The organism is Aliivibrio sifiae (genome assembly GCF_002954715.1).
In the GTDB taxonomy this organism is placed as follows: domain Bacteria; phylum Pseudomonadota; class Gammaproteobacteria; order Enterobacterales; family Vibrionaceae; genus Aliivibrio; species Aliivibrio sifiae.
In genome coordinates, this window is sequence record NZ_MSCP01000002.1 from 702,011 (window position 1) to 720,299 (window position 18,289).

Below are 18,289 nucleotides of genomic sequence, written 5' to 3' on the forward strand. Positions count from 1 at the left end.
AATAAGTATAACCGATAGTAAAAATAATAACATGTATTTTTTATGCATGTTTAAACGGGGTGTTACCTTTTACATCATTAAAATTCTATTTGTGATCTAATTGTTAAAAAATAGATTGATTGCTCGACAATAAATACGCTTTATATAAGATAAAGGGATAATAATGAGAGATGGAAGAAATCATGAGTCAGGACATCTATTTTGGAACAGAGAAAAAGTTCAGCTTTAAACGCAGTGCTTTAAATGCTGTTACTCGTTTGCACCATTTATTAATTCCAAATCACGCAAAGAAAATGGGGCGAAAATTACTACTAACCCCAGTAAGAACAAAACCAAAGAATATAGAACCAAAAGGGTTAATTAAGAGTAAGTTAAACTCATCTGAAGGAGAACTTAGTCTTTATCAACTTGGTTCTGGTCCTGTGTGGCTAATGGCGCATGGTTGGTCGGGTAATTCTAGTCAGTTCTTTCCATTAATGGAGTATATTGCTTCCCAAGGTTTTACTGCGGTTGCTTTTGATCATCCAGCTCACGGTGAGAGTGGAGGTGAGCATGCCCATTTACCAGCCTTTATTGAAGGGCTAAATGCAGTATTAGATGCTAAAGAAAATGTGGTTGGTGTGGTGGCGCATAGTATGGGTACAGCAGCGGTTCTAGAGTGTCATCATGTAAAGTTAGAACAGGTTCCATTACTTTTAATTGCACCAGTACTAAATTATACGGAGAATCTCTTTAGAAGTATCGAGCGTTCCGGCTACTCAATTAAATTGTTTAAAGCGATAGTCGGTGACATCGAAGATAAATATCAACGTTCTATTGATAGCTTTAATCCTTATCAGCGCTTACAACAACGCACCAGTCAAACCATTATAGTGCACGATAAGAAAGATAGATTTAGCAGTTTTGATCTCTCTAAATCGGCTTCTGATTACATTGAACACGTCACCCTATATCCAACAGAAAAACAAGGTCATGGACGAGTGATGTCTAGTAAAGAAGCGATGAAGGCTTTTGATGATTTGAATACATAACAAGGTGACGATACCTAAGTAATCACAGTAGATATTTTAGGTATCGCTTTCTTTTATCTAAATAATAAGCGCTTTAATGGCGTTTTATCCATAATAAATACAAAGGACGTAGATAGGGCAACGGTTCCAAATACAATTACAAAATCTCGCATTGCCAAAGTGAGTCCCATCATTCCTGTAATATTTAACATTACTACCACACATAATAAGTGACATACATAAATACTAAGTACATGTTTACTCAATGTAAATGTCATTGGGTGATTACCTAAGTTTGGCTTGGATAAAAGAAGTAAAAATAATCCCATGCCAATTAATGGTGTCCCAACTAAGAAATCATGAAGATTAAATGCAACATCATAGTTAGTTAACCAATAAGCTTCGACAAAGTGAATAACGAAACCCGTCAGCAGTAATAAAAATGAGTTAATTGAGGATAGGGTTATGTTACGACGTCTAAATTCAAAGCCAATCACTACCATTAACGTACTAAAGAAAGGGCCATTACGAGTAAAAAAGGGCGTCCATACCTCAGTTAATGTTTGATAACTTCCGCCCATAACGCCATAAGTATACAAGATAACCGCAACAGGAATAAGCAAAGACGATTTATTAAAATGAATGAATAATGCGATAATCGCAACCGCGATAACTAATGCAGGGATAAACCACAAATGTACCATACCGCCTTCCATTAAGGCATTTAGAGAGTTTTGAGTTAACCAATTCCAGTAACCAGTACGTTCAATTAAGTAACCATCAGTTGCAGCTCGTTGCCAGTTAAATGGCATCGCTAAGCATAAAGCACTCCATACCAGCCAAATCTTCAATAATGGTGATGAGTATTGTTTTAGTGTTTTTCGCGGTGATGTAGATAGTTTTGGTTGAATCAAATAACCAGACAGAATAAAGAAGAAAGGAACGGCGAAACGAGTTAATTGATTAAAAATATAACCAAAAACGGGAACATCATCGACTAATAAATAGGTCATGAAGATTTGAGAGTGCAGAGCAATAATTGCGAATAGAGCAAACAACCTTCCAAGTTCTAAGCTCGCGATTTTATGAGAGTTTTTCATTAAAAGAACATCCTTGAATTTTTGCGTAATCTACCAAGTACTTTTAACTAAATATATGCGTTAGATTAATTCGTTGAGATTTTGATACTGGTTGTTTTCATAAATGAGAGAGCTTTCACATAAAACCGTTGACCTTACCCCTAGTGGAAGCATTACTATCTGGTCAATTCGTTATTACTGGGTATTATTTGTGTTCATTTCTTTTTCTAAATGGTTGGTAACAAGCGTTACACTGATGGCATTAGTGTTATCTAGTGTTGCTTACAGCTATCCAATGAAAATGGAAGGTATGATGAATATGCAGATGAATGTAGTTCAAGATTCTGGTTCAATGAATGACATGAGTGATTGCATGCCAGAGTGTGATTCCACACAAAGTAACTCTTCAGAAAATAATGAAAATAGTTATATACAGTGTGATATGTCATCAATGTCGATGAATAACAGTCATCATTGTTCTGATAAAGGTGATAGCTGTTGTAAAACTATTTGTGTTGTATCTGTTTACGCTTTACCTATCGGTCTTACCGCTTATACCAATGCAATGACATCTGTCGTTACCTATGCTCAATATAATGAACAAAAACGTTCATTTACCTCTTCATCTCTTTATCGTCCCCCAATAGCATAATTCCAATTAAATCAATTCTCTAAATAAGATATCTAACGCTTATTTGTCGGTTTAATCATGGCAGTGATCCGTCTTTATGATCATGCCACTATTGGAATGATTCCATGAAAAATATACTACTTACACGCTCTAAAAAGGTGTGGTTAGCTTCTGTGATCTCGTTGGTACTTTCAAGCCAAGCTATTGCTGAAAGTCAGTTAACAACGCTCATTGAACAAGCATTGTCTTCTGATGCAAGTCGAGAGCAAATATATGCGCAATCACAAGCACTACGCTCCACTGGTATTGCAAGTTCAACGCTTGCTGATCCAACACTTAAAATCGGTTTTGGTGGCTTACCTGTCGATAGTTTTAAGTTTGATGAAGATCCAATGACCAATATCTCTGTAGGACTTATGCAGAAGTTTGGACGAGGCTCAAGCTTAGATTTACAACAAAAGCAAACTGGGCAACAAGCAGATGTGTTAGCAATGCAAATTCAAGTTCGAGAGCTAGATGTCGCAAATTCAATTACTCAATTATGGATAGAGTTAGGCTTCTTACAAAAAGCTGAGGTGATTTTACATGAAAATCGTCAGTTATTATCTGAGATGGAAACGTATATTAATACTAATTATTCTATCGGTAAAAGTGAAAGTCAGGATCTGCTGCAAGCACAACTTCAATTAACTCGCTTAGATGAAAAACTGCAAACAAATCGCCAACTGCAAGGGCGGATTTATGCGCAATTAAGTGAATGGTTACCCAACTTAGCTGATTATTCCTCAAAAGAAATAAAACCATTAAAGTGGTTTACATTAGAGCGATTATTAGCGACTAAATCACCTCAAGATACTGAGTATTATGACTTATTAAGTGAAAATCCAACCGTTAAAATGAGTGAATTAACAATCACGGCAACTAAAACCAAAGTGGATATAGCTAATGAATCCTACTCTCCCCAATTTGGTGTCGAGGTAATGTACGGTTATCGTCAAGCGAATGGAATGGGGGGACAACCCGCCTCTGATTTAGTCAGTGCTTATTTAACGATGGATATCCCATTATTTACTGATAAACGCCAAGATCAAAATTATACAGCAGCCCAATATCAAGTGGGTTCAGCAAAGTCGCAGCGTGATGTTCTGTTACGCCAATTAAACGCTAAAGTGAACTCACTACTAGTGGATAAAAGTAATTTTGAGCAGCGTCTTTCCCGTTACAACAGCACGTTATTACCCCAAGCAAAAGAAAGAACTCGTGCCGTTGAACGTGGGTATGAAAACAATACAGCGCAATTTAATGATGTAATTGCTTCTGCCAATGATGAACTCAGTATTGAACTTGAAAAACAGCGTTTATTCAGTGACTTAAGTAAAACATACAGCAGCTTAGCTTTTTATTTAAACGGCTTCGATTATGTTGTTTCTGCCCCACAATTTGCACCGTCAAAGCAGTAAGGAAGAGAAAATGAAACCATTTAAAATAGCGTTACTTTCAGTCGTGATTGGCGGTGTTGTGGGCGCAATGAGTATGAGTTTGTATTCGGGACATAATATGAGTGCAATGGCACCTCAAAGAGATAATATTTCATCAAGCAGTGAGCCTTTGTACTGGGTTGCTCCAATGGATGCTAATTATCGTCGAGATCAGCCAGGTAAATCCCCAATGGGTATGGATTTAGTGCCTGTTTATGCAGACAGTACACAAAGTGAGACTTCACCAGTGGGAACCGTAATAATAGATCCAAGTGTGGTTAATAACCTTGGTGTAAAAAGTGCATTTGTCGAGAAAACAATTTTGTCACCAAATATAGATACGGTGGGCTACATCGCATTTGATGAAAGTCAAATATGGCAAGTCAATGTACGGGCGGCGGGCTGGGTTGAGAAATTGAATATCAACGCCATTGGTGAAAAAGTAAATAAAGGCGATGTTTTATTTACGCTCTACTCTCCAGAGCTAGTGAAAGCACAAGAAGAATTATTAAATGCCTATCGAACAGGACGAAAAGGGTTGGTCAAAGGCGCAAGAGAGCGCCTGTCTTCTCTTGGTGTTGATAAAACCCAAATTAATTCTATTGTTAGAAGCGGTAAAGCGAATAAAAACATAGAGGTAAAAGCCATATCTAGTGGTGTTATTGCGAGTTTAAATATTCGAGAAGGTGGTTATTTATCACCATCTCAAGTAGTAATAAGTGCGGGACCTTTAGAGGAAGTATGGGTAGATGCTGAAGTTTTTGAGCGTCAGGCTCACTGGTTATCTTCTGGTAATAAAGCCGTTATGACGTTGGATGCTGTTCCCGGTAAAAGATGGAAAGGTGAAGTGGATTATGTTTATCCAATTTTAGATCCAAAAACACGAACCATGCGTATGCGCTTAAAGTTTGATAACCAAGATGGTGCATTAAAACCAAACATGTTCGCTAATATTACAATCCACCCTAAAACAAAAGAAGAAGTATTGACGATTCCTCGCCAAGCAGTAATACGTTCAAATAGCATGGAGCGTGTTGTATTAGACGAAGGAGACGGTAAGTATCGTTCAGTTCGCATTATTGCAGGCCGTGAAGCAGCGAATAAAGTTGAAATAGTTAAAGGTCTGAAAGAAAACGATAAAGTAGTCACGTCAGCTCAATTCTTATTGGATTCTGAATCAAGCAAGACGGCAGAACTGAGCCGAATTAATGGACCAGAAAATAGTGTTTGGATCTCTGGAAATATCACTATGCTAATGGCTGATTTTGGAATGGTTACTTTTAATCATAAAGCTGTATCACAATGGGATTGGAAGCCCGGTGAAATGAATTTTTCGGTTGAAAATAACATTGATCTTTCTGCTTTTCGTGAAGGTGAATCAGTTCATTTTTTAGTGCAAAAAGACAATGATGAATTTAAATTACTGGAAATTGAAAAAGAAGGGGAGCTATTATGATCCCTGCCATTATTCGTTGGTCGATAAAAAATCGATTCTTAGTGTTAGTTGCGACGTTTGCCCTTGTTGTTGCAGGGATTTACAGTGTAAAGAATACGCCTGTTGATGCTTTGCCAGATCTTTCAGATGTTCAAGTGATCATTAAAACCAGCTACCCAGGCCAAGCGCCTCAAGTGGTAGAAGATCAGGTCACTTATCCATTAACAACAGCAATGCTTGCAGTCCCAGGAGCTGAAACTGTTCGCGGTTATTCTTTCTTTGGCGATTCTTATGTTTATATCATTTTTAATGATGATACCGACATGTATTGGGCACGTTCGCGTGTTTTAGAGTACTTAAGTCAGGTAGCGCCTAAACTACCCGCAGAAGCAAAACCAACATTAGGACCTGATGCAACAGGGGTGGGCTGGGTATACAGTTATGTATTGCAAGATAAAACCGGTCAGCATGACTTAGCAGAATTACGCAGCTTGCAAGATTGGTTCTTAAAATATGAATTGCAAACGGTCGATGGCGTATCAGAAGTTGCGACCGTCGGCGGAATGGTGAAACAATATCAGGTGGAAATTGATCCTGATAAATTGCGAGCTTATAACCTAACGCTACAACAAATTAATAAAGCGATTAAAGAGGGGAATCAAGAGGCGGGCGCTTCGGTTATCGAAATTGCTGAAGCAGAGCACATGGTTCGTACTTCTGGTTATTTAAGCAGTATTGAAGACATTAAATCATTGCCGTTGAAAGTAACGGATAAGGGAACGCCTTTATTACTTGGTGATATCGCTGATATTAATCTTGGACCACAAATGCGCCGTGGGATCTCCGAATTTAATGGAGAAGGCGAAGCGGTTGGTGGTGTGATAGTAATGCGATTTGGTGAAAATGCCAGTTACGTCATCTCAAATGTAAAAGAGAAATTAGCTCAATTACAAAAAGGCTTACCAGAAGGAGTTGAAATCAAAGCGACGTATGATCGCTCTACGCTTATTGATCATGCAGTAACTAATTTATGGGAAAAGTTGGCAGAAGAATTTATCGTCGTTGCGATTGTCTGTGCTTTATTTTTATTTCATATTCGTTCTTCATTAGTGATCGCGCTGAGTTTACCTGTTGGTATCTTAACAGCATTTATCGTAATGCATTGGCAAGGCATTAATGCCAATATCATGTCATTAGGTGGGATCGCGATAGCCATTGGTGCAATGGTTGATGGTGCGATTGTAATGATAGAGAACGTACATAAGCATATAGAAAAAACTCCACTAACAGATAAAAACCGTTGGCAGGTAATAGGAAAAGCGGCAGAAGAAGTTGGGCCACCATTATTTTTCTCATTACTTATCATTACGTTAAGTTTTGTTCCTGTGTTTGCATTAGAAGGTCAAGAAGGGAAAATGTTCTCTCCATTAGCTTTCACTAAAACTTTTGCAATGGCGACTTCTGCTGGTTTAGCCATTACCTTAGTGCCTGTATTAATGGGGTATTTTGTTCGAGGGAAAATTTTACCTGAACATAAAAACCCAATTAATAAAACGTTAGTTGCATTTTACAGACCATTACTGAATTTGAGTTTACGTTTTCCAAAAACAATACTTTTGGTTGCCGTTGTATTAATGGGCTCCTCATATTATCCAATCTCTAAAATGGGCAGTGAGTTTATTCCTCCATTAGATGAAGGGGATTTAATGTATATGCCAACAACGTATCCAGGGATCTCAATTGGTAAAGCGCGTGAGTTGCTACAACAAACTAATAAGCTCATTAAAACCGTTCCAGAAGTCGATACCGTGTGGGGAAAAGTGGGTCGAGCAGAAACCGCGACCGATCCGGCACCATTAACAATGATAGAGACGGTTATTCAGTTCAAGCCTAAAGATGAATGGCGTGACGGTGTAACTACTGAATCAATTAAAAAAGAGCTAGACCAATTGATTCAATTTCCAGGAATAACGAATGCGTGGGTGATGCCAATCAAAACACGCATCGATATGCTAGCAACAGGAATTAAAACCCCAATAGGGATAAAGATAGCAGGGCCAGATCTAAAAGTTATAGAGAAGATCGGCGCAGAGTTAGAACCTATTTTAAATAACATTCAAGGTACAACGTCTGTTTATGCAGAGCGTGTTGCTGGAGGGCGTTATGTAACTATCGATATTAAACGTCGCCAAGCCGCTAGATATGGTTTGAATATTAAAGATATTCAACAAGTTATATCAACAGCTGTGGGTGGAATGAATGTAGGAGAAACCATTGAAGGGTTGGAGCGTTACCCAATTAATGTTCGTTATCCACAATCGTATCGTGATTCTGTTGTTAAGTTGCAGAACTTGCCATTGATAACGGCGAACGGTGCTCGAATTGCTTTAGCTGATGTCGCTGATATTCGCTATGAAGATGGTCCACCAATGATAAAAACAGAAAATGCACGACCTAATGGTTGGGTGTTTGTTGATATTGACGGTCGAGATCTAGGCTCTTATGTGCATGAGGCTCAACAAGCAGTGCATGATCAATTGGATTTACCCGCGGGCTATTCCCTTGGTTGGTCTGGCCAATACGAATACATGGAACGAGCAAAAGAGAAATTAACGACGGTTATTCCTGTAACCATCGCGATTATTATGCTGCTTTTGTATTTAAGTTTCAAACGAGTGGGGGAAGTGTTAATTATCATGGGGACATTGCCGTTAGCTATGGTTGGCGGTCTGTGGCTAATGCATATCTTAAACTTCAATTTCTCGATTGCCGTTGGTGTAGGGTTTATTGCTTTATCCGGTGTTGCGGTTGAGATTGGTGTGATCATGTTGGTGTATTTGAACCAAGCATGGGATGAAAAACAAGCCACGGCAAAAGAAAACAGTAACTCGGTAACACAACAAGATTTAACGTTAGCCATTGGTGAGGGCGCAGGGTTACGTGTTCGTCCTGTCATGATGACTGTATTAACAGTGATTATCGGTTTAATTCCAATTATGTATGGCTCCGGTACGGGATCAGAAGTAATGCAGCGTATTGCAGCCCCAATGATTGGCGGGATGGCGTCGGCATTATTATTGACCTTAGTCGTTATCCCTGCGGTATTCAAATTATGGAAACAGCGTTTGTGTAAAGATTTTTCAAAATAAAGCTTACATATAAATACGTTAAATAAATAATAATATTAGTGGCTTATACCGATAATGGAATAAGTCACGTAATAAATAATTAAACAAAAAAGGAAATAAAAATGAAAAAAACAGTATTAGCAATTGCACTATCATTGATAGCAAGTTCTGCAATGGCAAAGATGGACCAGAGTAAGATGGATCACAGCTCAATGGATATGAAAGAAATGGACATGAGCAAGATGGAAGGCATGTCTATGGACGATATGAATGCGGTAGGAATGCCAGCAACTGGCATGAAAGCAAATAAAGTCGTTCATGTCATTTTATCTGACGATATGAAAATTACCTTTAAAAAAGAAGTCGATATTGAACCTAATGATATCGTTCAATTTGTGATTATGAATACAGGTAAAATCGATCATGAATTCTCAATTGGTAATGAAACCGAGCAATTAGAACACCGTGAAATGATGAAGAAAATGACATCAGGCCATGCTCATGACAGTGGTAGCACTGTAACGGTTCAACCAGGTAAAGCAAAGCAAATTACGTGGCATTTCCACGGGGATAATCACGTAGAGTTTGCGTGTAATATTCCAGGGCATGCTGAGGCGGGTATGGTGAAAAAAGTAACATTATAAGGTTATTTAAGCTATGACAAAGCGGTAAGGTGGGTGGCCTTACCGCTTTTTTATTGTGCAATCAAATTATAATTTGAAGAACGCTAATTGTTCTTTTTGTTCTTCTGCTAGTCTTGATAACTCAGAGCTTGCACTTGCGCTTTGGCTAATACCCGTTACGTTTTGATTCACAAGTTCCGACATATTGACTACGTTACGGTTAATGTCTTGAGTTACTTGAGATTGCTCTTCAGCGGCGGTGGCAACTTGAGTATTCATATCATTAATTGCAGTGATAGACTCTGTAATACCAACCAGAGCATCACCTGCTTTTGCTGTTAGCTCTTTATTTAGCTCTAACATATCAAGGCTTGATTGCATACTGTCGTTAGCTAAACCTGATTGCTCTTGAAGAGCTTCAATGATCGTTTGAATTTCTTGAGTTGATGATTGGGTGCGAGCGGCAAGTAAGCGTACTTCATCAGCCACAACAGCAAAACCACGACCAGATTCACCAGCACGAGCAGCTTCGATAGCAGCATTTAATGCAAGTAAGTTTGTTTGGTCAGAAACACCACGTATCACTTCAACTACGTTATTAATTTGCTCTGATTGTTCTTTTAAGCGATTTACTACAACTGCAGCATCGGTTAGTGCGATTGCCATCTTGTCACTAGCATCGGTACTTTGAGCAAAGATGTCTAAACCAGCTTTAGCTAAATCATTAGTATTTTGCGCGGTTTGATCTGCAGCAAGAGCATTGTCGCTTACATTATTCGCCGTGCTTGAAAGTTCATTTACTGCTGAAGCAACTTGTTCGATCTCTGAAAGTTCTTTTTGAGAATTTAATTCAGCTTCATTCATTACAGCAGCAAGCTCAGTCGATGCAGAGGCAACGCTCTCATTTATGTTATGAAGCTCTTCGATGGTTTTTTGTAACTGTATAGCGGTAGTATTAATGTCTTTACTCAATTGAGCAATTTCATTTTCACCATCAGATTCTGTCCGTACTGCTAAGTTTCCTTCTGCTAGCTTACGGATAACTAATTGTAGTTTTTGAATAGGGTGGACGATTAAGCCTGATAACCACCAAGATGTAAGTAAGGAGACAACAAAAACAAGCAGAATTGTAATGATAGCATTGTGTTGTACTTGAGTATTTCGCTCAGAGCTATTTGTTAATTCAACAGTAGAAATATCATTTATTTTCAGTGATAAGTTATTAATTGATTCCGCCATAATATTGCCCAACTTACTGTATTGTGCAATTAATGAACTATAATTATTATCTACAGTTAATCCTTGTTCTTTCTGTTCTTGATAGGCAAGTACTTTTTTTGAAAACTCTAAATAATCATGAACCGATTTTTTAACTGCATTAGCATCAGAGCCAAAGGTTTTGTGCTCTGATATTTCTAAAAGAAGTTCATTAAGTATTTTTTCATTTTTATCCAGACTTTTTAAAAAACCAACTCGGCGAGAATGGTCATAAATTGCGTACACTGCATTGATTCTCATTGGGTACATATGATCATCAATCTTCGCTAGTTGGTCTTTATAGAAAATAAATGAAGTTGTGTTGTCATGTAGGATCTTTTGTTCTTTATCTAAGCTATAAGAGGTATACCAAAGAGAAATTAATAGAGCTAGTGCTGTAAAGAATACAGGAAGTAGAACTTGAATTCGTATAGATGTGTTTTTTAATGAAAATTGCATTATCGCCTCGTCAAAAAAACAAAAGTAAAGAAAGTTCATCCATGAAAGTATATTTTCTCGAAATATAGACCCTTGTCACATTGTTGTCGATATTTAATGTAAGTAAATGTGTATTTAGAATTGAACTTTATTTTATTTTGACATTTGTATAATTTTAACTTTGTACTTAATGTTTTAAGTATTGGCTCTGGTTATGGTTTTGGCGAGTATTTAGGCTTAATTTAAGGGGGGAAGAATATGGAGATAATGCGGTAAGGAGATGACCTTACCGCATTGTTAAGTAACTCTACAGTTTAAAGAAAGCTAATTGTTCTTTTTGCTGTTCAGCTAATCGAGATAGTTCATTGCTTGCGCTTGCACTTTGACTAATGCCAGTGACGTTTTGATTTACCAGCTCAGACATGTTTACTACATTGCGGTTAATGTCTTGAGTAACTTGAGATTGCTCTTCAGCAGCAGTAGCAACTTGAGTATTCATGTCGTTAATTGCGGTAATTGACTCAGTGATACTTACTAAAGCATCGCCCGCTTTTGTTGTTAGCTCTTTATTTAGTTCAAGCTTATCAAGGCTAGTTTGCATGCTGTCATTAGCTAAACCTGATTGCTCTTGTAGAGATTCAATAATGGTTTGAATTTCTTGAGTTGATGATTGGGTACGAGCGGCAAGTAAACGAACTTCATCAGCAACAACAGCAAAACCACGACCAGACTCACCAGCGCGAGCGGCTTCAATTGCGGCATTCAATGCTAGTAGGTTTGTTTGTTCTGAAACGCCACGTATAACTTCAACTACGTTATTGATCTGTTCTGATTGCTCTTTTAAGCGATTTACAACAACAGCGGCATCAGTTAGGGCATTTGCCATATCTTCACTTGCTTGATTACTCTGAGTGAAAATATCTAAGCCAGAACGGGCAAGTTCGTTAGTATCTCGTGCTGTCTGATCTGCAGATAGAGCGTTATCACTTACATTATCCGCAGTGCTTGATAGTTCATTTACCGCTGAGGCAACTTGTTCGATCTCGCTTAATTCTTTTTGTGAATTGGCTTCTGCTTCCGTCATTACTGCTGCTAACTCAGTTGATGCTGCCGCAACATCTTCACTGATACGAGAAAGTGCTTCAACTGTTGTTTGTAGTTGAGTCGCTGTTGTATTTATGTCTTTACTTAATTCTGCAATTTCATTATCACCGTTAGCATCAGCGCGAACGGTTAAATCCCCTTCAGCTAAGCGACGAATGATAACTTGAATTTTTTTGATTGGCGTAACGATAAGACCAGACAACCACCATGCACTGATCATTGAAAGAACAAATACCGCTAAAATACTTAGGCCTGCATTGAATTTAACTTGCGTGTTTTTCTTATAGCTTTCACGCATGGCAATGTCAGAAAATTTATTTACTTGCTGAGAAAGGCTGTTGATAGACTCAATCATGCGGTTGCCGATATCACGGTACTGAGAGATTAAATTACTATAATTTTCATTAACTGTAGCGCCACTTTCTTTTCTGTTTAAATAATCAACAACTTTGTGTGAAAATTGAACGTAATCATTAATATTAGAGCGAACTTGGTCTACTTCTCGATTGAATGTTTTTCTTTCTGCCATCTCATCAAGCAGGGCATTAATGTTATTTACTTTGGTTTTTAATTCGTTAGTAAAACCAGCACGACGATTTGTGTCATAAATAGCATAAACAGCACCTATGCGAAGTGGATAAACAATGTCATCTACTTTAGCTAGTTGGTCTTTGTAAAATACAAAAGAATTCGTGTTGCTTGCAACGGTGTTTTGTTCTTCTTCTAAAGTAGAAGCTGTGAAACCTAGAGAAATAAATAAGGCTAAAGCAGTAAGGATGACGGGTAGTAGTATTTGAATACGTATTGACGTATTTTTTAAAGAAAATTGCATTTGAGTCTCTTATTTTTGAGAAAAAGGTAAATAATGTAATATTTATGTCATGTTTTCGCAAATTTTAGACTTTTGTCACGGTTTTGTCGATAGCAATTGTAACAAGTTATGGTTTTTTTTGTCTTTAATCATTGATTTATCAGTTAACTATTTGTTCTAAATTCAAATGTATATTAATGATATTAATTCTCAATCATTTCAATCTCATAGATTTCATCAGCAATATCTTGTGTTTTGCGTTCTATAATTGTTTGTGCATCAGCTAACCCTTGGTTGTAGAAAACAGGTCCAGCTTGTTTAATTATAAAGTCCAACAAGAATTCGCCATCAAATTGGCCAAGTTCAGTGTCTAGCTCTTGTTCAAAATAGTGTTGGAATTTTTGTACTAATTCAGCTCGTTTGTTTTTTGGTAATGTAATTGTTGTCATGATATTCCCTCAATTCTAATCGTTATTTTGAAGCTTATTAATCGCTTGAGTGTACATTATCCAAGCCATTATCCCTGCCATTGTATTACCAATTAATGCCCCGATGAAAACGCCATCCAGTCCAAATAATGTAGAACCGAGCCATATCATAGGTAAAAAGCAGATGAATAATCTAAGTATCGAAATAGTGAGAGCCCGCATTGATACACCTAGAGCATTACAAACAGATACCATCAACATGCAGATGCCTAAAGAACCAAGACTTATTGGCACCCACATAAGGTAAGATTGAATCACGGCAATTACATTGATGTCTGTACTAAGTAAATTGGCTAATGGCTTGGCAATAACAAACAATAAGACGGCAAGACTTATTTGCCAAGCTAAGACAAATTTAGCAGCGATGTTGATCAGCTTTTGAATTTCATTAAATTGTTTAGCACCAAGCATTTTCCCAACCATTGGGGGAATTGACATGGTTAAAGCAAGTACGACCACAATTGCAAAAAATTCGATACGTGAAGCCATTGCCCAACCGGCAACTGCTGCTGCCCCAAAACCTGCAATAATTTTAGTTGCCATCATCGAAGAGAATGGTGGCAGTAATTGACTCATCATTGCTGGAGACATAACTGAATTCAGTTCTTTTATAGAGTGAAGTATTGGCAAATTACCCCAAGAAAAAGAGATCCAGTGACGTTTAAATATAGAAGGGAGGATGATAAAGAAACCGATAGAAAAAGAGACAATAGTTGCCCATGCCGCACCGTTTAGTCCTAAATCAAAGTGAAAGATGAAAATAGGGTCTAATATCATATTCATGATACTGGTTATTACCATCATTAAGCCTGGCAGTTTTGTATCTCCATTCGCGCGACAAACACTATAGGCAAAATAAATCATAGCGCCAGCCCAACAACTTGCTAACCATATTGGCCAATAACTATCAATTACTGGAAAAACATTAGCTTGTGCACCAAGTAAATTCAGTATTAATCCGCGAGAAAACCAAATTAATAGGCACATAGCAAATACCATGACAGCACCTAAAACCATGACTAAACCACCGAGTTGTTTGGCTTTTTCATTATCCTTTGCACCAAGAACACGAGCTATTATTGCAGTGGTTGCGATGCCTAGACCGACTTGAAGACCAATAATTACCATTTGTAATGGCATAGTAAAGCCTTGGGCTGCAAGAGGAAGGATTCCTAATTGTCCAATAAAAGCACTATCAACTAATTGAAAACTCATTAAAGAAAGCACACCAAACATCATTGGCCATGTCATTTGAAAAAGCTGTTTTGCGAGAGAAGAAGTAGACATGATGATTAAATGCTCATTAACTATTGGTCGGTCATTGTACTGATTATAGAGCAAGACACAAACAGGAGTCTGGTTACTTTTTAAATTATAAGAAAAAGCCTCTATGAAAATAAATTCTTATAATTATTCATAGAGGCGAAGAATGGGTATCTCGTGTTTCGTTGGTAAATCTATTAAATACTCGGTAATAAAGAGTGAGGCATTAACGCATTGTATTTTGCTTCAAGTAATAAGGCATTAGCTTTGGCAATATCTGGCGCAAAGTAACGGTCTTTATCATAAAAATCGACACGTTCACGTAGCATTGCTTTTGCTTCCTCTATTCGTTCAGAGCTTTTTTTTGGTGCTCTGAAATCCAATCCTTGTGCTGAAGCAAGCAATTCGACTGCTAATATTCCACGAGTGTTTTCTGCCATGTCTCTTAGACGGCGGCCTGCAAAAGTAGCCATTGATACATGATCTTCTTGGTTTGCTGAAGTTGGTAAGCTATCGATTGATGCTGGATGAGCTAATGTTTTGTTTTCACTGGCTAATGCAGCGGCAGTAACTTGAGCAATCATGAAACCAGAGTTTACGCCACCGTTATCAACTAAAAATGGCGGTAATTTGCTTAAACCACTGTCGATAAGAAGCGCCATTCTACGCTCTGATAAACTGCCGATTTCAGCAATTGCTAATGCAAGATTATCAGCGGCCATAGCAACAGGCTCTGCATGGAAATTACCGCCAGAAATAATGTCGCCATCATCAGCAAAAACAAGAGGATTGTCTGATACCGAGTTGGCTTCTATTTCAAGTGTATCTGCTGAATTTCTGATCTGTTGCAAACAAGCGCCCATCACTTGAGGCTGACAACGCAGTGAATAGGGATCTTGTACTCGTTCACAGCATTGATGAGATAATCCGATTTCACTGTTTTGAGCTAATAAGTGGCGATAACCTAATGCTGCATCCATTTGGCTGCGATGTCCGCGTACGCGATGAATTCTAGGGTCAAAGGGTTTACGGCTACCTAAAGCCGCTTCAACTGACATTGCACCGCACACCGTAGCTGCAGCGTATAAGTCTTCTGCTGCGAATAATCCTTCTAAAGCAAAGGCAGTAGAGGCTTGAGTGCCATTTAATAAGGCTAACCCTTCTTTTGGGGCGAGTGTTATGGGTTCTAATCCTGCTATTTCTAACGCTTTTTGGCCGGAAATGATTTCTCCTTTATATCGAGCTTCACCTTCACCAAGTAAAACGGTACTCATATGGGCCAAAGGGGCGAGATCACCTGAAGCACCTACAGATCCTTTTTTAGGAATGCATGGATAAACCTCTGAATTGACCAATTGCATTAACGCATTAACGACGGATGGACGAATACCAGAATAACCACGTGATAGGCTATTTACTTTAAGTACAATCATTAAGCGGACGGTTGCATCATCCATGAATTCGCCAATGCCCGCAGCATGAGAGAGAACAATACTGCGCTGTAGTGTTTCTAAATCTTCTTCTGCAATTCGAGTATTGGCGAGCAGACCAAACCCGGTATTAATCCCGTAAACGGTTTTATCTTCACGGATCACTTGAGCAACCACCTCGGCACTTGTCAGCATATCGGGCAGTGCATCTGGGCTTAATGATACTTGGGTTGAGTTGCGGTTAACTTCGCGCAATTGCTTTAGAGATAACTTTCCTGGAATAATTTCTAATGAATACATAGTTCGTTTCTCGTTATGGTTGTGATACCAACTCGTGTCACTAGGTTGGTATTCTTTATAATTATTTTGAATACAGAGTTTATTGCTACTTATTTTGGTTCAGATAGCATCGGTAAATCTAAGTTTTGCTCTTTGGCACAATTGATTGCAATGTCATAACCCGCATCGGCGTGACGCATAACTCCCGTTGCTGGGTCATTATGGAGAACTCGCCCAACACGTTCAGCTGCATCATCAGTGCCATCACACACAATAACCATGCCTGAATGTTGAGAGAATCCCATGCCTACGCCGCCGCCATGATGTAATGATACCCAAGTGGCACCAGATGCAGTGTTAAGTAGCGCGTTTAATAATGGCCAATCGGATACCGCATCAGAACCATCTATCATGCCTTCGGTTTCACGGTTTGGACTGGCAACCGAGCCTGAATCAAGATGATCTCGACCAATAACAATCGGTGCTTTTAACTCTCCATTTTTTACCATTTCATTGAAGGCTTTACCGAGGCGAGCACGATCTTTTAAACCAACCCAACAAATACGTGCGGGTAATCCTTGGAATTGAATACGCTCACGCGCCATATCAAGCCAATTATGCAGGTGTGGATTATCAGGAATAAGCTCTTTTACTTTTTGATCGGTTTTATAGATGTCTTCAGGATCGCCAGAAAGAGCAGCCCAACGAAAAGGTCCAATACCTTCACAAAAGAGAGGGCGAATATAAGCAGGAACAAAGCCCGGAAAATCAAAGGCATTGGTAATACCTTCCTCTAATGCCATTTGGCGAATATTGTTGCCGTAATCGACAGTCGCAGAACCTGCACTTTGTAAATCCAACATAGCTTGTACTTGAATCGCCATTGATTTCTTAGCTGCAATAACAACGGCAGATTCATCTTTTACACGCATATCTTTTACGTGTTCCATTGACCAACCTTGAGGTAGATAACCATTAAGAGGATCATGAGCTGAGGTTTGATCGGTCGTCACATCTGGAACAATGCCACGTTGAACTATTTCTGCATAAATGTCTGCGGCATTACCGAGTAACCCCACGGAGACAGGAACCTCTGTATGTTTGGCATCATCAATAATTGTTAGAGCTTCATCTAGAGTTGTGGCTTTACGATCAACATAACCAGTGCGAAGACGATAATCGATACGAGATTCATCACATTCAACGGCAAGCATTGAAAAACCTGCCATTGTCGCAGCAAGAGGTTGTGCACCGCCCATACCGCCAAGCCCCCCTGTTAATACCCAACGTCCTTGGGCATTACCATCAAAATGTTGTTTTGCCATTGCAACGAAGGTTTCGTAAGTGCCTTGAACAATGCCTTGAGAACCAATATAGATCCAGCTGCCTGCGGTCATTTGACCGTACATCATCAATCCTTGCTTATCTAATTCGTTAAAATGTGCCCAATTTGCCCAATGAGGTACAATATTTGAATTGGCAATTAACACACGTGGGGCATTGGTGTGAGTTTTAAATACACCAACGGGTTTACCTGATTGCACTATTAAGGTTTCATCGTCTTCAAGGCGTGTTAGTACTTCTACAATCTTGTCGTAACATTGCCAATTTCTTGCTGCACGACCAATGCCACCATAAACCACTAACGCATGTGGGTGTTCAGCTACATCTGGATGTAAGTTATTCATTAACATACGCAATGGAGCCTCGGTTAACCAAGACTTTGCCGTTAACGTAGTACCAGTGGGTGCGATAATAGTACGAGATTCATCCAATCTAGGGTTAGACGATGGTGTATGTGTCATTGTTGCTCTCCTTGCGAGTGATGGCTAAGT

General features: G+C 38.7%; 13 protein-coding genes. 6 read left to right on the forward strand and 7 right to left on the reverse strand.

Features of this window, described 5'->3' with window-relative positions:
• The first annotated feature begins 182 nt into the window (after nt 1–182).
• Nucleotides 183–1,031, forward strand: a complete 849-nt coding sequence (locus BTO23_RS14325; protein WP_060993840.1) for an alpha/beta fold hydrolase — start codon at nt 183–185, stop codon at nt 1,029–1,031.
• A 53-nt stretch (nt 1,032–1,084) separates the two neighbouring features.
• On the opposite strand, the gene BTO23_RS14330 is transcribed toward BTO23_RS14325, so the two are convergent.
• A complete protein-coding gene (locus BTO23_RS14330; RefSeq protein WP_105063843.1) occupies nt 1,085–2,110 on the reverse strand; it encodes an acyltransferase in 1,026 nt (341 codons plus the stop codon).
• Nucleotides 2,111–2,213: 103 nt separating this feature from the next.
• Between BTO23_RS14330 and BTO23_RS14335 the strand changes: the two genes are divergently transcribed.
• From BTO23_RS14335 to copI, 5 genes are all read left to right on the forward strand, one after another.
• A complete protein-coding gene (locus tag BTO23_RS14335; RefSeq protein WP_245922116.1) occupies nt 2,214–2,741 on the forward strand; it encodes a hypothetical protein in 528 nt (175 codons plus the stop codon).
• 104 nt (nt 2,742–2,845) lie between these two features.
• Nucleotides 2,846–4,180 (forward strand): TolC family protein, encoded by a 1,335-nt coding sequence (locus BTO23_RS14340; RefSeq protein ID WP_105063844.1) that lies wholly within the window; start codon nt 2,846–2,848, stop codon nt 4,178–4,180.
• 10 nt (nt 4,181–4,190) lie between these two features.
• The gene (locus tag BTO23_RS14345; protein WP_105063845.1) at nt 4,191–5,654 is read left to right on the forward strand and encodes an efflux RND transporter periplasmic adaptor subunit; all 1,464 of its coding nucleotides are present in this window, start codon (nt 4,191–4,193) and stop codon (nt 5,652–5,654) included.
• Nucleotides 5,651–8,782 (forward strand): efflux RND transporter permease subunit, encoded by a 3,132-nt coding sequence (locus tag BTO23_RS14350; RefSeq protein ID WP_105063846.1) that lies wholly within the window; start codon nt 5,651–5,653, stop codon nt 8,780–8,782. Before BTO23_RS14345 ends, BTO23_RS14350 begins: the two co-directional genes overlap by 4 nt.
• A 101-nt stretch (nt 8,783–8,883) precedes the next feature.
• Nucleotides 8,884–9,405 (forward strand): copper-resistant cuproprotein CopI, encoded by a 522-nt coding sequence (gene copI / locus BTO23_RS14355; RefSeq protein ID WP_105063847.1) that lies wholly within the window; start codon nt 8,884–8,886, stop codon nt 9,403–9,405.
• A 66-nt stretch (nt 9,406–9,471) separates the two neighbouring features.
• Here the strand turns inward: copI and BTO23_RS14360 are convergent, their stop codons facing one another.
• From BTO23_RS14360 to hutU, 6 genes are all read right to left on the reverse strand, one after another.
• Nucleotides 9,472–11,100, reverse strand: coding sequence for a methyl-accepting chemotaxis protein (locus BTO23_RS14360; protein ID WP_105063848.1), 1,629 nt, complete (start codon nt 11,098–11,100; stop codon nt 9,472–9,474).
• Between the two features lie 286 nt (nt 11,101–11,386).
• The gene (locus BTO23_RS14365; protein ID WP_105063849.1) at nt 11,387–13,015 is read right to left on the reverse strand and encodes a methyl-accepting chemotaxis protein; all 1,629 of its coding nucleotides are present in this window, start codon (nt 13,013–13,015) and stop codon (nt 11,387–11,389) included.
• Between the two features lie 182 nt (nt 13,016–13,197).
• A complete protein-coding gene (locus tag BTO23_RS14370) occupies nt 13,198–13,443 on the reverse strand; it encodes a DUF2164 domain-containing protein (RefSeq protein ID WP_060993832.1) in 246 nt (81 codons plus the stop codon).
• Nucleotides 13,444–13,458: 15 nt separating this feature from the next.
• A complete protein-coding gene (locus BTO23_RS14375) occupies nt 13,459–14,769 on the reverse strand; it encodes an MATE family efflux transporter (RefSeq protein WP_105063850.1) in 1,311 nt (436 codons plus the stop codon).
• 173 nt (nt 14,770–14,942) lie between these two features.
• Nucleotides 14,943–16,475, reverse strand: coding sequence for a histidine ammonia-lyase (gene hutH, locus BTO23_RS14380; RefSeq protein WP_105063851.1), 1,533 nt, complete (start codon nt 16,473–16,475; stop codon nt 14,943–14,945).
• Between the two features lie 89 nt (nt 16,476–16,564).
• The gene (gene hutU, locus BTO23_RS14385) at nt 16,565–18,259 is read right to left on the reverse strand and encodes a urocanate hydratase (RefSeq protein WP_105063852.1); all 1,695 of its coding nucleotides are present in this window, start codon (nt 18,257–18,259) and stop codon (nt 16,565–16,567) included.
• Nucleotides 18,260–18,289 lie beyond the last annotated feature (30 nt).

What these genes read in the sequence shown, in the direction of transcription:
- BTO23_RS14365 (WP_105063849.1), bottom strand. Translation starts at nt 13,015, where the DNA reads ATGCAATTTTCTTTAAAAAATACGTCAATACGTATTCAAATACTACTA.
- copI (WP_105063847.1), top strand. Translation starts at nt 8,884, where the DNA reads ATGAAAAAAACAGTATTAGCAATTGCACTATCATTGATAGCAAGTTCT.
- hutH (WP_105063851.1), bottom strand. Translation starts at nt 16,475, where the DNA reads ATGTATTCATTAGAAATTATTCCAGGAAAGTTATCTCTAAAGCAATTG.
- BTO23_RS14375 (WP_105063850.1), bottom strand. Translation starts at nt 14,769, where the DNA reads ATGTCTACTTCTTCTCTCGCAAAACAGCTTTTTCAAATGACATGGCCA.
- BTO23_RS14345 (WP_105063845.1), top strand. Translation starts at nt 4,191, where the DNA reads ATGAAACCATTTAAAATAGCGTTACTTTCAGTCGTGATTGGCGGTGTT.
- BTO23_RS14335 (WP_245922116.1), top strand. Translation starts at nt 2,214, where the DNA reads ATGAGAGAGCTTTCACATAAAACCGTTGACCTTACCCCTAGTGGAAGC.
- BTO23_RS14340 (WP_105063844.1), top strand. Translation starts at nt 2,846, where the DNA reads ATGAAAAATATACTACTTACACGCTCTAAAAAGGTGTGGTTAGCTTCT.
- BTO23_RS14370 (WP_060993832.1), bottom strand. Translation starts at nt 13,443, where the DNA reads ATGACAACAATTACATTACCAAAAAACAAACGAGCTGAATTAGTACAA.
- BTO23_RS14350 (WP_105063846.1), top strand. Translation starts at nt 5,651, where the DNA reads ATGATCCCTGCCATTATTCGTTGGTCGATAAAAAATCGATTCTTAGTG.
- BTO23_RS14330 (WP_105063843.1), bottom strand. Translation starts at nt 2,110, where the DNA reads ATGAAAAACTCTCATAAAATCGCGAGCTTAGAACTTGGAAGGTTGTTT.
- hutU (WP_105063852.1), bottom strand. Translation starts at nt 18,259, where the DNA reads ATGACACATACACCATCGTCTAACCCTAGATTGGATGAATCTCGTACT.
- BTO23_RS14325 (WP_060993840.1), top strand. Translation starts at nt 183, where the DNA reads ATGAGTCAGGACATCTATTTTGGAACAGAGAAAAAGTTCAGCTTTAAA.
- BTO23_RS14360 (WP_105063848.1), bottom strand. Translation starts at nt 11,100, where the DNA reads ATGCAATTTTCATTAAAAAACACATCTATACGAATTCAAGTTCTACTT.